At 71.7% G+C, this 14880-nt stretch carries 15 protein-coding genes; 14 read left to right on the top strand and 1 reads right to left on the bottom strand.

The window, feature by feature from the left end; translation table 11 throughout:
- The first annotated feature begins 97 nt into the window (after window positions 1-97).
- The 4 genes from prmC to KSK32_RS05900 all read left to right on the top strand — a co-directional run bounded on the left by prmC (window position 98) and on the right by KSK32_RS05900 (window position 4469).
- A complete protein-coding gene (prmC, locus tag KSK32_RS05915) occupies window positions 98-988 on the top strand; it encodes a peptide chain release factor N(5)-glutamine methyltransferase (RefSeq protein ID WP_374226741.1) in 891 nt (296 codons plus the stop codon).
- Entirely contained in the window at window positions 988-1632 is a 645-nt protein-coding gene (locus tag KSK32_RS05910; protein WP_013288268.1) for an L-threonylcarbamoyladenylate synthase, read from the top strand. The genes prmC and KSK32_RS05910 overlap by 1 nt, the downstream gene beginning before the upstream one ends.
- Window positions 1633-2244: a phosphotyrosine protein phosphatase gene (locus tag KSK32_RS05905; protein ID WP_216929284.1), complete on the top strand. Its 612-nt coding sequence runs from the start codon at window positions 1633-1635 to the stop codon at window positions 2242-2244.
- A gap of 116 nt (window positions 2245-2360) precedes the next feature.
- The gene (locus KSK32_RS05900) at window positions 2361-4469 is read left to right on the top strand and encodes a transglycosylase domain-containing protein (protein ID WP_216929282.1); all 2109 of its coding nucleotides are present in this window, start codon (window positions 2361-2363) and stop codon (window positions 4467-4469) included.
- 5 nt (window positions 4470-4474) lie between these two features.
- On the opposite strand, the gene KSK32_RS05895 is transcribed toward KSK32_RS05900, so the two are convergent.
- Window positions 4475-5941 carry an SDR family oxidoreductase gene (locus KSK32_RS05895; protein ID WP_216929279.1) on the bottom strand — a complete coding sequence of 489 codons (1467 nt, stop codon included), beginning with the start codon at window positions 5939-5941 and terminating at the stop codon, window positions 4475-4477.
- Between the two features lie 35 nt (window positions 5942-5976).
- Between KSK32_RS05895 and glyA the strand changes: the two genes are divergently transcribed.
- The 10 genes from glyA to atpD all read left to right on the top strand — a co-directional run bounded on the left by glyA (window position 5977) and on the right by atpD (window position 14697).
- Window positions 5977-7263 carry a serine hydroxymethyltransferase gene (gene glyA / locus KSK32_RS05890; RefSeq protein ID WP_216929277.1) on the top strand — a complete coding sequence of 429 codons (1287 nt, stop codon included), beginning with the start codon at window positions 5977-5979 and terminating at the stop codon, window positions 7261-7263.
- Complete coding sequence (locus KSK32_RS05885) at window positions 7260-7697, top strand: hypothetical protein (RefSeq protein WP_216929276.1); 438 nt, start codon at window positions 7260-7262, stop codon at window positions 7695-7697. The genes glyA and KSK32_RS05885 overlap by 4 nt, the downstream gene beginning before the upstream one ends.
- 159 nt (window positions 7698-7856) lie before the next feature.
- Window positions 7857-8078, top strand: coding sequence for a hypothetical protein (locus KSK32_RS05880; RefSeq protein WP_216929274.1), 222 nt, complete (start codon window positions 7857-7859; stop codon window positions 8076-8078).
- Between the two features lie 42 nt (window positions 8079-8120).
- Window positions 8121-8900: a F0F1 ATP synthase subunit A gene (gene atpB, locus KSK32_RS05875; RefSeq protein ID WP_030504732.1), complete on the top strand. Its 780-nt coding sequence runs from the start codon at window positions 8121-8123 to the stop codon at window positions 8898-8900.
- A gap of 93 nt (window positions 8901-8993) precedes the next feature.
- Complete coding sequence (gene atpE, locus KSK32_RS05870) at window positions 8994-9218, top strand: ATP synthase F0 subunit C (RefSeq protein ID WP_018789141.1); 225 nt, start codon at window positions 8994-8996, stop codon at window positions 9216-9218.
- A 29-nt stretch (window positions 9219-9247) separates the two neighbouring features.
- Window positions 9248-9775 carry a F0F1 ATP synthase subunit B gene (locus KSK32_RS05865; protein ID WP_018789140.1) on the top strand — a complete coding sequence of 176 codons (528 nt, stop codon included), beginning with the start codon at window positions 9248-9250 and terminating at the stop codon, window positions 9773-9775.
- On the top strand, window positions 9775-10596 hold the full coding sequence (locus tag KSK32_RS05860) for a F0F1 ATP synthase subunit delta (RefSeq protein ID WP_216929272.1): 822 nt from the start codon (window positions 9775-9777) through the stop codon (window positions 10594-10596). Before KSK32_RS05865 ends, KSK32_RS05860 begins: the two co-directional genes overlap by 1 nt.
- Window positions 10597-10668: 72 nt before the next feature.
- Window positions 10669-12318 carry a F0F1 ATP synthase subunit alpha gene (gene atpA / locus KSK32_RS05855; protein WP_216929269.1) on the top strand — a complete coding sequence of 550 codons (1650 nt, stop codon included), beginning with the start codon at window positions 10669-10671 and terminating at the stop codon, window positions 12316-12318.
- 4 nt (window positions 12319-12322) lie between these two features.
- Window positions 12323-13252, top strand: coding sequence for a F0F1 ATP synthase subunit gamma (locus KSK32_RS05850; RefSeq protein ID WP_018789137.1), 930 nt, complete (start codon window positions 12323-12325; stop codon window positions 13250-13252).
- Window positions 13252-14697, top strand: a complete 1446-nt coding sequence (gene atpD, locus KSK32_RS05845; protein ID WP_216929262.1) for a F0F1 ATP synthase subunit beta — start codon at window positions 13252-13254, stop codon at window positions 14695-14697. Before KSK32_RS05850 ends, atpD begins: the two co-directional genes overlap by 1 nt.
- Window positions 14698-14880: the final 183 nt, after the last annotated feature.

Here is a 14880-nt window from a genome sequence, read left to right as displayed (position 1 = left end):
CCCGCTCGTGAGGTGGGCCGCGACGCCTCATGATTATTGCGTGACCGCACTCCCGCAACACCCGTCCGAAGGGACAGAACGCGAACGCCCCTCGCTGGTGATCGCCCGGACGGCGCGCGCGCTCGCGGCGGCCGGTGTCGAGGCGCCCCGCACCGAGGCCGAGCAGCTCGCCGCGTACGTCCTGGAAGTGCCGCGGGGTCGGCTGGCGCTCGCCGACGGTTTCACCGCGGCGCAGCGCGACCGTCTGGACGCGCTCGTCGGGCGGCGGGTGACCCGCGAGCCGTTGCAGCACCTGCTCGGCTCGGCCGGTTTCCGGCACCTGGAGCTGGCCGTCGGGCCGGGCGTGTTCGTGCCCCGGCCGGAGACCGAGCTGCTGGCCGGCTGGGGGATCGAGCGCGCCCGGGAGCACGCCGCGCCGCTCGTGGTCGACCTGTGCAGCGGCTCCGGCGCGATCGCCCTCGCGGTGGCGCAGGAGGTGCCCGCGGCCCGGGTGGTGGCGGTGGAGCGGTCCCCGGCCGCGCTGACCTGGCTGCGGCGCAACGCGGCCGGCCGGGCCGCCGCCGGGGACCGGCCGGTCGAGGTGGTGGCCGCCGACGTGACCGATCCGGACCTGCTGGCCGATTTGGCCGGACGGGTCGACGTGCTGCTCTGCAACCCGCCGTACGTGCCGAGGTCCGTCACCGTGCCGCCGGAGGTGGCCGGGCACGACCCGGACGAGGCGGTGTTCGGCGGCGCGGACGGACTGGACGTGATCCGGCCGGTGGTCAGCCGGGCCGCCGCGTTGCTGCGCCCGGGCGGCGCGATCGGCATCGAGCACGACGACACGCACGCGGCGGCGGTGCCGGCGCTGCTGCGCGGCGACGGCCGCTACGACCGGGTGCGGGAGCACCGGGACCTCGCCGGGCGGCCCCGCTGGGCGAGCGCGTCCCGGCGGGCGGACGGCACCCACGCCGAGCCCGCCCGGGCGTGGCAGACTGACTCCTCGTGATGCTCTACGACTGTCGGTCGCCCGCCGACCGGGACCGCGGCATCGCCGCTGCCATCGAGGCGGTCAAGAACGGGGAACTCGTCGTCCTGCCGACCGACACGGTCTACGGCATCGGGGCGGACGCCTTCACCCCGTACGCGGTGAAGGCCCTGGCGGACACCAAGGGTGGCGCCCGGCAGGCGCCCCCGGTGCTCATCGGTTCCCGGCACACGCTCGACGGCCTGGTCTTCTCGCTGCCCGGCGCGGCCCGCGACCTGGTCGAGGCGTTCTGGCCCGGTGCGCTGACCATCGTGGTGGAGCACTCGCCGAGCCTGGCCTGGGATCTGGGCGACAGCAGCGGCACGGTGGCGGTGCGGATGCCGCTGCACCCGGTCGCGCTGGAGGTGCTGCGGGAGACCGGGCCGATGGCCGTGGCCTCGGCCAACAAGATCGGCCAGCCCGCCGCGCTAACCGCCGAGGAGGCGCGCGACCAGCTCGGCTACGGAGTCCGGGCGTACCTGGAGGCCGGGCCTGCGGTCGACCCGGTGCCGAGCACAATCGTCGACCTGACCGGCGACGTGCCGCGGGTGCTGCGCGAGGGCGCGGTGACGCTGGCGAAGCTGCGCGAGGTCGTGCCGGACATCCTCGACGAGCGGGGGGTCTGAGTGCCGCCCTTCACCGTCCTGCACGTCTGCATGGGCAACATCTGCCGGTCACCGATGGCCGAGCGGCTGCTGCTGCTCGCGGTCCGGGAGCGGCTGGCCCGCCTCGACGTCGACCCGGCCGGGTCGGACGCGCTCGTGCACAGCCACAGCGCCGGCACCGGCGGCTGGCACGCGGGGGAGGAGATGAACCCGCCCGCCGCCCGGCAGGTGATCTCGCGCGGCGGTGACACCGAGGGCTTCGCCGCCCGGCGGCTGCGCTCCGACCTGATCGACGCCGCCGATTTGGTGCTCACCGCCACTGCCGACCAGCAGGAGTACGTGGTGGCGTTGCGGCCCGACGCCGCCGCGCGCACGTTCGTCCTCGGTGAGTTCGGCCGCCTGCTCGGCGGGCTGGACCGGTCCGCACTGCCGGCTGCCGAGCCGACGCCGGACGCCGTGTACGCGCGCGGCGTCGCCCTCGTCGCGGCCGCCGACGCGGCCCGGCAAGACGCCTCCGCGCTGCCCACCGACGACCTGGACGACCCGTGGGGCCGGGGCGACCAGTGCTTCAGCCGGGTCGCCGACGAGATCGAGGAGACGGTGCAGCCGCTGGCTGCCGTCCTGTTCCCCTGATCGTGGTTCATCCTTCCTCGCGAACTTCCTGCGCATTTCGCGGAAGGCGGGGGCGAAAGCGGCCGTTCCGGTCATTCTGAACTGGTCCGTACGGCCGGCTCCTGCGGGGAGAGCTGATGAACCGGGCCTATCTCGACAAGCTGTTCACCGTTGTGCTCGCCGGCGTGCTCGCCGGACTGGCCCTGGCCGCCGCCGCGCTGCCGGCCGCGCTGGTCTTCGGGCTCGGTGTGAAGAACCTGATGCCCTACACGGTGCTGCCGGAGGCGCTCAAGACGCCGCAGCCGGCGCAGCGCTCCAACCTGTACGCGAACGACGGGCGGACGCTGATCACCTCGTTCTACGTCGAGGACCGGGTGGACGTGCCGGTCGGCGAGGTGGCGCCGGTGATGCGCGACGCCATCGTGGCCGCCGAGGACGTGCGCTTCTACGAGCACCACGGCGTCGACGTGCGCGGCGTGGCGCGGGCGTTCACGGCCAATCGCCGCGAGGGCACCCGCCAGGGCGCGTCCACGCTGACCATGCAGTACGTGCGCAACGCGCTGGCCGGTGACCCCCGGCTGACCGAGGAGCAGCGGGCCGCCGCCACCGAGATCACCGTCGGGCGCAAGATCCGCGAGATGCGGTACGCGCTGACGCTGGAACGGCAGATCGGCAAGGACGAGATCCTCGGGCGCTACCTGAACATCGCCTACTTCGGCGCCGGGGCGTACGGCATCGCCGCCGCCAGCAAGCGTTACTTCTCCACCACGCCGGACCGCCTCACGCTGGCCCAGGCGGCGCTGCTCGCCGGGCTGGTCCGGTCCCCGGCCGACGACCCGATCAACGGCGACGCCGACGCGGCCCGGCAACGGCGGGCGTACGTGCTGGACCGGATGGTGGAGACCGGACGGGCGAGCGCCGCCGACGCCGAGGCGGCAAAGGCCACGGAACTGGCCCTCAAGCCCAACACCACACCGAACGACTGCGCCGCGGTGCCTGCCGACCACAACGACTGGGGCTTCTTCTGCGACTGGTTCACCCAGTGGTGGAACGCCCAGCCGGCGTTCGGCGAGAACGTCGACGAGCGGCAGCGGACGTTGCGCCGCGGCGGCTGGAAGATCGTGTCCTCGCTCGACCCGGATGTGCAGGCCAAGGCGAGCGAGCAGGTACGGGAGATCTATCCGGAGACGATCGCGCGGGCGGCGCCGACCGCCGTGGTGCAACCGGGCACCGGCCGGGTGCTGGCCATGGCGGTGAACCGCACCTACGGCACGGCCGCCAACCCGGCCGGGCAGCAGAACTACCCGAACACGGTCAACCAGCTGGTGGCCGGCGGTGGCGGCATCACCGGCTACCAGGCGGGCTCCACGTTCAAGCTGTTCGCGCTGCTGGCCGCGCTGGAGGCCGGGCTGCCGCTGGACACCGAGTTCGACGCCCCGCGCGTCTACGTGACGCAGTACCCGGTCGGCGCCGGCCCGGCGAGCTGCGGCGGCCGGTGGTGCCCGGAGAACGCCAACACCTACTGGATGGACGGCGACCGGGACATGTGGGACGCGTTCGGCCGGTCGGTGAACACGTACTTCGCGTGGCTGACCGAGCGCGTCGGCGCGGACCGGGTGGTCGAGATGGCCCAGCGGCTGGGCATCGTGTTCCGCGCCCCGGCGGACGCCCGGATGGCCCGCGAGGGCGCCGAGAGCTGGGGGCCGTTCACGCTCGGCGTCTCCGCCACCACGCCGCTGGACCTGGCCGGCGCGTACGCCGCCGTGGCCGCCGAGGGCACCTGGTGCCGGCCCACGCCGGTCACCTCGATCACCGACCCGGCCGGCCGGAAGGTGGCCGCCGGCAACACCGACTGCCGGCAGGTGCTCGACACCGAGGTCGCCCGCGCGGCGGCCGACGCCAGCCGCTGCCCGGTCGGCGACCAGTCGATGTACCGGCGCTGCGACGGCGGCACGGCCGAGGAACTGGCCCCGGGCCTGCGCCGGCCGGTGGCGGGCAAGACCGGCAGCTCGGAGCGGAACGCCACCGAGACGGTCGTCGCGTTCACCCCGCAGCTCTCCGTGGCGACGATCGCCGCGAACCCGGACGACCCCCGGGATGCGGTCGGCGGAGGCGTGCAGAAGCGGCAGATCGCCGCCGTGGGCCGTATCCTCGCGTGGTCGCTGCGCGACGAGCCGGTACGCGACTTCGTCCCGCCCGGCCAGGCCGTGGCCTTCCAGCGCACCAGTCCGCGAACCGGCAACTGACCTTCCTAACCGCCGGGGTGTTCGGCGCCTCGGGCTATGTTGCGGGCCATCCCGCCGAAGACGACCGCGTGGAACGGGGCGACCGAGGCCCAGTAGAGGTGGCCGGGCAGGCCGTGCGGGAGGAACACGGCGCGCTGGACGTAGCGGCTGCGGCCGTCCCCGGCCGGCTCGGCGCGCATCTCCAGCCAGGCCCGGCCGGGCAGCCGCATCTCGGCGCGCAGCCGCAGCAGCTCACCCGGGACGATCTCCTCGACCCGCCAGAAGTCCAGCGCCTCACCGACCTGGAGCCGGTGCGGGTCGCGCCGGCCCCGGCGCAGCCCGACGCCGCCGACCAGCCGGTCCATCCAGCCGCGCACCGACCAGGCCAGCGGGAACGAGTACCAGCCGTGCTCGCCGCCGACGCCCTCGATGACCCGCCACAGCGCGGACGGCGGCGCGTCCACCGTCCGCTCCCGCAAATCGGTGTAGGCGGTGCCGCCGGACCAGTGCGGGTCCGACGGCAGCGGCTCGGCGGGCGCGTCCGGCCCGCTCGCGTTCGACCAGCGCGTCTCCACCTGCGCGTCGCGCACCTTGTTCAGCGCCAGCGCGACCGCCTGGTCGAAGCCGATCAGACCGTCCGGCGGGTCCGGCACGTACTCGGCGATGTCGTGCTCGTGTGCCACCGCCTCGTGCACCAGGCTCTCCACCAGCGGCCTGGCGATCGCGTTCGGCACCGGCGTGATCAGGCCGACCCAGTGCGAGGAGAGCGACGGGGTGAGCGGACGTACCGGCAGGATGACCCGGCGCCGCAGCCCGGCGACCCGGGCGTAGCGCTGCATCATCTGCGCGAAGGTCAGCACGTCCGGACCGCCGATGTCGAAGGCCCGGTTGACGCCGGGCGGCAGGTGCGCGCAGCCGGCCAGGTAGCGCAGTACGTCCCGGACCGCGATCGGCTGGATCCGGTTGCGTACCCAGCGGGGGGTGACCATCGCCGGGAGCCGTTCGGTCAGGTAGCGCAGCATCTCGAACGAGGCCGAACCCGACCCGATGATCACGGCGGCGCGCAGCACCACCGTCGGCACGCCACTGTCCAGCAGGATCCGCGCCACCTCCGCCCGGGAGCGCAGGTGCGCCGAGGGCAGGCCGTCGCGCTCCGGCGGCTCCGGCCCGCCGAGATACACGATCCGGCGTACGCCCGCGGCGCGCGCCGCCTCGGCGAAGTTCGTCGCCGCCTCCCGGTCGGCCGTCTCGAAGCCGCGCTGGCCGAGCGAGTGGACCAGGTAGTACGCGACCTCCACGCCCTCGAACGCGGCCGGCAGCGTCTCCGGGCGGCGCAGGTCACCCTCGACGATCTCCGCCTCGGCCGCCCACGGCACGTCCCGCAGCCGCCCGGCGGTACGGGCCAGGCAGCGTACGGTGTGCCCCTCGGCCAGCAGCCGGGGCGCGAGGCGCCCGCCGATGTAGCCGGTCGCACCGGTGACGAGGCATCTCACGGCATCCAGTGTGCGGCTCCGTAGACTCCTTCGCTGTGGAGAACGCGAGGGACATCTTCTGGGGGCCGGACTTCCAGCAGCTCAGTACCGTCGACCCGGAGATCGCCGAGGTGGTGCTGGGTGAGCTGGACCGGCTGCGCGGCGGTCTGCAACTGATCGCCAGCGAGAACCTCACCTCACCGGCGGTGCTGGCCGCGCTCGGCTCCACGCTCACCAACAAGTACGCCGAGGGCTACCCGGGGCGGCGCTACTACGGCGGCTGCGCCGAGGTGGACCGGGCCGAGACGCTGGCCGTCTCCCGGGCGAAGGATCTGTTCGGCGCCGAGCACGCGAACGTCCAGCCGCACTCCGGGGCGAGCGCCAACCTGGCCGCGTACGCCGCCCTGGTGCAGCCGGGTGACACGGTGCTGGCCATGGACCTGCCGCACGGCGGGCACCTGACCCACGGCAGCCGGGTGAACTTCTCCGGCAAGTGGTTCCACCCGGTCGGCTACACGGTCCGGCCGGACAACGAGACGATCGACTACGACGAGGTACGCGACCTGGCCCGGGCGCACCGGCCCAAGCTGATCATCTGTGGCGCGACCGCGTACCCCCGGCTCATCGACTTCGCCCGGTTCCGGGAGATCGCCGACGAGGTCGGCGCGTACCTGATGGTGGACGCCGCGCACTTCATCGGCCTGGTCGCCGGTGGCGCGATCCCGTCCCCGGTGCCGTACGCCGACGTGGTCACCGCGACCACCCACAAGGTGCTGCGCGGCCCGCGCGGCGGCATGATCCTCTGCCGGGAGTCGCTCGCCGCGCGGATCGACAAGGCGGTCTTCCCGTTCACCCAGGGCGGTCCGCTGATGCACGCGGTCGCGGCCAAGGCGGTCGCGCTGCGCGAGGCCGCGCAGCCGGAGTTCCGCACGTACGCCGCCCAGGTGGTCACGAACGCGCGGGCGCTCGCCGACGGCCTGGCCGCCGACGGCCTGCGGCCGGTCTCCGGCGGCACCGACACCCACCTGGCGCTGCTGGACCTGCGGGAGGCGGGCGTGACCGGCGCCGAGGCCGAGGCCCGCTGCGAGGCCGCCGGCATCACCCTGAACAAGAACGCCATCCCGTACGACCCGCAGCCGCCGCTCGTCGCCTCCGGCATCCGGGTGGGTACGCCGAGCGTGACCACCCAGGGCATGCGCGAGGGGGAGATGGGCCGGATCGCGGGGCTGATCGCGCGTGCGGTACGCACCGATCCGGGTGCCCCCGGCGGCGCCGACACGCTGACCGCAGTGGCCCGTGAGGTCGCCGAGCTGGCCGCCGCCTTCCCGGCGTACCCCCGATGACCGCGCCACGGGCGGGTGAGCCCGGCGCGATCCGGGCCCGGCTGACCCACCTGCGGCTGCCGCTGCTGGCGTGCGCGGCGCTCGCGGTGGTGGGGGTGCCGGTGGCGGCGCTGCTGCGCGGGCCGACCGGTGCGGCCGGGTTCGCGGCCGGCGTGGCGCTGGTGATCGTCAGCTACCTGATCTCCAGCCTCTCGGTGGCCTGGGCGGACGCCGTCCACCCCAGGATGATCATGTCGGTCGGGCTGGTCACCTACGCCACCAAGATCGTGATTCTGGGCGTGGTGATGGCCGCCGTGGCGGCCACCGGCTGGCCCGGCCTGCCGGACATGGGCGTGGCCATCATCGCGGCCGTGGTGGTGTGGACCGGCGCCCACCTGACCTGGGCGATGAGGTCTCCACTGCCCACCTTCGAGCGTCGCGACGACATCGAGTGACTTCGCCGAATCGTGTCCGGTCCGGCGGGTGCCCTGACGGGCGCGACAGGAGTAACGTGGCGCGAGGTTGACGCGCCCGCAGCACGGCCCGCACGCTGTCCGCAGTGTGGGGGGTGCCGCACATCCCCGCGCGCCCCTGCTGATATTGTTCGCCACGTCATGGCCGATGACCCCCACTCCCACAAGTCCGACGAGCACTCGTCGGACGGCGTGGCGGGCGCCGTCGTGGGTTACCTTCTCGCCGGCATTCTGATGTGGGGTGGCCTCGGCTGGTTGGCGGAGCGGTTCCTCGGTCTGCCAGCCGGCATCGGGGTCGCCGTCGGCATGATGCTCGGCGCGGCCGGGGCGATCTACCTGATCATGAAGAGGCTCAGTGCCTGAGTTCCGGCACGCGCGGGTCTGTTGAGTGCGGAGGATGACACGGTGAGCGGACAGCTGGTCGTCGCCCAGGACCTTCCCTGGCCCCCCAGCGTCGGGGATTTCTACCCGCCGAACGTGGCCGGCCCCTGGGTCACCAAGTTCAGCATCATGATCTGGATCGCCGTCGCGCTGCTGATCATCTTCTTCGTGGCCGCGTACCGGAAGCCGAAGCTGGTGCCGGGCAAGGGCCAGTGGGCGGCCGAGGCGGTCTACGGGCTCGTCCGGGACAACATCGCCCGTGAGCAGATGGGTAACGCGGGCATCCGCTTCGCGCCCTACCTCACGGTGCTGTTCAGCTTCATCCTGCTGACCAACATCTTCAGCATCGTGCCCGGCCTGCAGATCTCGCCGAACTCGCACATCGCGTTCCCGATCGTGCTCGCCGCCATCTCGTACGTCATGTACAACTACGTCGGCGTCCGCAAGCACGGCCTCGGCAAGTACCTCAAGCAGAGCCTCATCCTGCCCGGCGTGCCGTGGCCGATGCACTTCCTGCTGATTCCGATCGAGTTCCTGCAGAACTTCGTCGTCCGGCCGGTCACCCTGGCACTGCGGCTCTTCGCCAACATGTTCGCCGGCCACCTGCTCCTGCTGGTCTTCACCGTCGGCGGCTTCGTGATGCTCGGGTCGAGCAGCGTCTTCGTTCAGGCGACCTCTGTCTTCTCCTTCGCGATGGCGATCGTGATGGCCTTCTTCGAGGCGCTGGTGGCGGTGCTGCAGGCATACGTCTTCGTCACGCTGAGCGCCAACTACATCGGCACGTCGCTGGCCGACGAGCACTGAGATCCGGCTCGGCGGGCACCCGGCCCGGCCAAGCATCTGGTACCGACCGCGTACACGTGAGCCCTCACGTGTGAACTAGGAGGAATACCCGCAATGAACGTTCTTGCCGAGATCGGTGGCAACGTCAACACCATCGGCTACGGCCTCGCCGCCATCGGCCCCGGTATCGGTGTGGCTCTGGTCTTCGCGGCCTACATCCAGTCGAGCGCTCGCCAGCCCGAGTCGGCCGGCTACAACCGCACCTGGCTGGTGCTGGGCTTCGCCCTGGTCGAGGCGCTGGCGCTGTTCGGCCTGGTGCTCGCCTTCGCCGTTAGCTGACGCGAGCTCTCCCGATCCGGAGGTCTGACATGTATCTCGCCGCCGAAGGCGCGCACAATCCGATCCTGCCGATCTGGCAGGAGATGGTCGTCGGAACGATCTCCTTCGCCCTGCTCGTCTTCGTCCTGCTGAAGTTCGTCATGCCCCGTATGGAGGCGATGTACCAGGCGCGGGTCGACGCGATCGAGGGTGGCATCAAGCGCGCCGAGGCGGCCCAGGCCGAGGCGAACCAGCTGCTCGAGCAGTACCGGGCCCAGCTCGCGGAGGCGCGTACCGACGCCGCCAAGATCCGCGACGACGCGCGGGCCGACGCCGACGGCATCCGCCAGGACATCCTCGCCAAGGCGCGTGAGGAGTCCGACCGGATCATCGCCGCCGGCAAGGAGCAGCTCGCCGCCGAGCGGGCCACCATCGTGCGCGAGCTGCGCACCGAGGTGGGCACCATCGCGGTGGACCTGGCCAGCAAGATCGTCGGTGAGTCGCTCGCCGACGAGGCGCGTCGCAAGGGCACCGTCGACCGGTTCCTGAGCGATCTCGAGAGCACGGGGGCCCGCTGATGCAGGCCGCCAGCCGGGAGTCGTACCGGACCGGGGCCGAACGCCTCGACGCGTACGTCCGCGGCGCGGAGCCGTCGGCGGTGGCCTCCACCGCCGACGACATCCTCTCCGTCGCCGCCCTGCTGCGGCGCGAGCCGCGGCTGCGCCGGGCGCTCTCCGACCCGGCCCGGGCCGGTGCCGATCGTGCCGGCCTGCTCGGCGACATGCTGGGCGGGCGGATCGGCGCGGAAGCGCTCGACCTGCTCACGTCGATGGTGTCCGGCCGCTGGTCGGTTCCGTCCGAGCTGCTCGACGGCGTCGAGCGCCTCGGCGTGGAGGCGCTGCTCGCCAGCGCCGACCTGGCCGGCGACCTGGGCGAGGTCGAGGACGAGCTGTTCCGCTTCGGGCAGGTCGTCTCCGGCTCCGCCGAGCTGTCCAACACGCTCTCCGACCCGATGGCCCCGGTGCAGCGGCGGGCCGAACTGGCCCAGCAGCTGCTCGCCGGCAAGGCCCAGCCGGTCACCATCCGCCTCGTCGAGACCGCGCTCGCCGGTTTCGGGGGGCGCTCCTTCACCGGTGCGCTCACCCGGCTGGTCGAGCTGGCCGCCGACCGGCGGGACCGTCAGGTCGCGTACGTGACCGTGGCGGCCCCGCTGACCGAGGAGGAGGAGCGACGCCTCGGTGTCCGCCTCTCCCAGATGTACGGTCGGGAGGTGTCCGTCAAGCAGACGGTCGACCCCGACTTGCTCGGCGGAGTGCGCGTACGAGTCGGATCCGACCTGTACGACGGGACCGTCCTGCGCCGCCTCAACGAGACCCGCAACGCGCTCGCCAAGCGCTGAGCCCTGATTCGTCGCCACCGGACCGGTCGGTACCAGGTATCCCGGGCCCTGAGATACTTAAGGAAGCAGAGGATGGCCGAGCTGACCATCTCGACGGAGGAGATCCGCGGCGCCCTGGAGCGCTACGTCTCCTCCTACACGGCCGACGTCTCCCGCGAGGAGGTCGGCACCGTCGCCGACGCCGGTGACGGCATCGCCCACGTCGAGGGTCTTCCCTCGACCATGACCAACGAGCTCCTGGAGTTCGAGGACGGCACGCTCGGCGTGGCGCTGAACCTCGACGTCCGGGAGATCGGTGTCGTCGTCCTCGGTGACTTCGGCGGGATCGAAGAGGGGCAGCGTGTCAAGCGCACCGGCCGGGTGCTGTCGGTGCCGGTCGGCGACGCGTTCCTCGGCCGCGTGGTGAACGCGCTCGGCGAGCCGATCGACGGCCTGGGCGACATCGCCAACGAGGGCTTCCGCGAGCTGGAGCTCCAGGCCCCGAACGTGATGTCCCGCAAGTCGGTCGACGAGCCGCTGCAGACCGGCATCAAGGCCGTCGACGCGATGACCCCGATCGGCCGTGGCCAGCGCCAGCTGATCATCGGTGACCGCAAGACCGGCAAGACCACCGTCGCCCTGGACACGATCCTCAACCAGCGCGAGAACTGGCGCTCCGGCGACCCGAAGAAGCAGGTCCGCTGCATCTACGTCGCCATCGGCCAGAAGGCCTCCACCATCGCCTCGATCAAGGGGACGCTGGAGGAGGCGGGCGCGATGGAGTACACCACCATCGTCGCATCCCCGGCCTCCGACCCGGCCGGCTTCAAGTACCTGGCGCCCTACACCGGCTCGTCCATCGGGCAGCACTGGATGTACGGCGGCAAGCACGTCCTGATCGTCTTCGACGACCTGAGCAAGCAGGCCGAGGCGTACCGCGCCGTGTCGCTGCTGCTGCGCCGCCCGCCGGGCCGTGAGGCCTACCCGGGTGACGTCTTCTACCTGCACTCGCGCCTGCTGGAGCGCTGCGCGAAGCTCTCCGACGAGCTGGGTGGCGGCTCGATGACCGGTCTGCCGATCATCGAGACCAAGGCGAACGACATCTCGGCGTTCATCCCGACCAATGTCATCTCCATCACCGACGGCCAGATCTTCCTCGAGACCGACCTGTTCAACCAGGGCGTCCGGCCGGCCATCAACGTCGGCACCTCGGTCTCCCGGGTCGGTGGCGCCGCGCAGGTGAAGCCGATGAAGAAGGTCGCCGGCTCGCTGCGGCTGAACCTGGCCCAGTACCGCGAGCTGGAGGCGTTCGCCGCCTTCGCCTCCGACCTGGACCGGGCCTCCCGGGCCCAGCTGGACCGCGGTTCCCGCCTGGTCGAGCTGCTCAAGCAGCCGAACTACTCGCCGTACCCGGTGCAGGAGCAGGTCGTCTCCGTCTGGGCCGGCACCGAGGGCAAGCTGGACGACGTCCCGGTCGGCGAGGTCCGCCGCTTCGAGTCGGAGTTCCTCCAGTACCTCCGGCACAAGCACGAGGGCATCCTGGCCGCGATCGCGGACAACAAGTGGGGCGACGACATCATCGCCTCGCTCGACTCGGCGATCGGCGAGTTCAAGCACCTCTTCCTGGGCAAGGAGGACGAGGTCCGGATCAACGAGGCGCCGGCCAAGCCGCTGGAGGGTGAGGAGTCCCGCGAGACGGTGACCCGCCTGCGCGACGGCGCCGACCGCCCGGACGAGAGCTGATCCGATGGCCGCCCAGGTACGCGTTCTCCGGCAGCGGATCCGTTCCGCCAAGGGGATGAAGAAGATCACCAAGGCGATGGAGCTCGTCGCGACGAGCCGCATCGCCAAGGCCCAGGCCAAGGTGGCGGCCTCGCTGCCGTACGCCGAGGCGATCACCGGCGTGCTGACGGCGCTGGCCTCGAACGCGCGGATCGACCACCCGCTGCTCACCCCGCGCGAGCGGGTGCGGCGGGCGGGCGTCCTGCTGGTCACGGCCGACCGGGGTCTGGCCGGTGGGTACAGCTCGAACGCGATCCGGACCGCCGAGTCGCTGATCGCCCGGCTGCGCGCCGACGGCAAGGAGCCGGTGCTCTACGTCATCGGCCGCAAGGGCGTGGCGTACTACCGGTTCCGCAGCCGGCAGATCGCCGGTAGCTGGACGGGCTTCTCGGAGCAGCCGACGTTCGCCGACGCCCGCGAGGTCGGTGACACGCTGATCAAGGCGTTCACCGCCGGCGCGGACGACACCGACGGTGACGCCGGTGCCGACGGGATCCTCGGCGTGGACGAGCTGCACATCGTCTACACCGAGTTCAAGTCCCTGATGACGCAGAACCCGGTGACCCGGATCATCGGCCCGATGCAGGTCGAGGACCGGCCGCGGACCGAGGGCGCACTTCCGGCGTACGAGTTCGAGCCGGAGCCGGAGTCGCTGCTCGACGCCCTGCTGCCGAAGTACATCAACACGCGGATCTTCGCGGCGTTGCTGGAGTCGGCGGCGAGCGAGTCGGCCGCGCGCCGGCGGGCGATGAAGAGCGCCACCGACAACGCCGAAGAGATGATCGAGAAGTACACGCGCGAGATGAACTCGGCCCGTCAGGCCGGGATCACCCAGGAGATCAGTGAGATCGTCGGCGGCGCGAACGCGCTGGCCGCGTCGGGAAGTGAAGTGTGATGACTGTATCCGCAGTTGAGACCAAGACGGCCACGGGTCGCGTGGTCCGGGTCATCGGCCCGGTCGTCGACGCCGAGTTCCCGCGCGACGCCATGCCGGAGCTGTTCAACGCCCTGCACGTCGACGTGACCCTCTCCGGCGGTGAGAAGACGCTGACCCTGGAGGTCGCCCAGCACCTGGGTGACAACCTGGTCCGCGCCATCTCGATGCAGCCGACCGACGGCCTGGTGCGCGGCACCGAGGTGCGCGACACCGGGGCGCCGATCAGCGTGCCGGTGGGCGACGCGGTCAAGGGCCACGTGTTCAACGCGATCGGCGAGTGCCTCAACCTCGCCGAGGGCGAGACGATCGACGCCGACGACCGGTGGGGCATCCACCGCAAGGCCCCGGCCTTCGCGGACCTGGAGCCGAAGACCGAGATGCTGGAGACCGGCATCAAGGTCATCGACCTGCTCGCGCCGTACGTCAAGGGCGGCAAGATCGGCCTGTTCGGCGGTGCCGGCGTGGGCAAGACGGTGCTCATCCAGGAGATGATCACCCGGGTGGCCCGGAACTTCGGTGGTACCTCGGTCTTCGCCGGCGTGGGTGAGCGCACCCGCGAGGGCAACGACCTCATCGCCGAGATGACCGAGTCGGGCGTCATCGACAAGACCGCGCTGGTCTACGGCCAGATGGACGAGCCGCCGGGCACCCGCCTGCGGGTCGCGCTGTCCGCGCTGACCATGGCGGAGTACTTCCGCGACGTGAAGAAGCAGGAGGTGCTGCTCTTCATCGACAACATCTTCCGCTTCACCCAGGCCGGTTCCGAGGTGTCCACGCTGCTCGGCCGCATGCCGAGCGCCGTGGGTTACCAGCCGACCCTGGCCGACGAGATGGGCGAGCTGCAGGAGCGGATCACCTCCGTCCGTGGCCAGGCCATCACCTCGATGCAGGCGATCTACGTGCCCGCCGACGACTACACCGACCCGGCGCCGGCCACCACGTTCGCCCACCTCGACGCGACCACCAACCTGGAGCGGTCGATCTCCGACAAGGGCATCTACCCGGCCGTGGACCCGCTGGCGTCCTCGTCCCGGATCCTCGCCCCGGAGTTCGTCGGCGAGGAGCACTTCGCCGTCGCCACCGAGGTGAAGCGGATCCTGCAGCGCTACAAGGACCTGCAGGACATCATCGCCATCCTCGGCATCGAGGAGCTCTCCGAGGAGGACAAGCTCACCGTCGGCCGTGCCCGCCGGATCGAGCGGTTCCTCTCGCAGAACACGTACGCGGCCGAGCAGTTCACCGGCGTCCCCGGCTCGACGGTCCCGATCGACGAGACCATCGACGCCTTCCGCCGGATCAGCGAGGGGGAGTTCGACCACTTCCCGGAGCAGGCGTTCTTCATGTGCGGCGGCCTGGAGGACCTCAAGGCCAAGGCCAAGGAGCTGATGGGTGAGGAGGGCTGAGAGCCCGCTCACACACACGAGGGCCGTCCCGGCGAAAGCCGGGGCGGCCTTCGCCTGTTAGGGGCACTGCGCTATCAGATGCCCGGTTCTCCAGCAAGCGGTTCGCCGGATCGCGCGTTACCGTTCCTGACACGACTTCACATCCCGGCTGTTGATCTCTGCAACCAGACGGACCTCCGCGCC

The organism is Micromonospora sp. WMMB482 (assembly GCF_019038635.1).
Lineage (GTDB): Bacteria > Actinomycetota > Actinomycetes > Mycobacteriales > Micromonosporaceae > Micromonospora > Micromonospora marina.
This window is presented reverse-complemented; position numbering and strand designations above follow the sequence as displayed.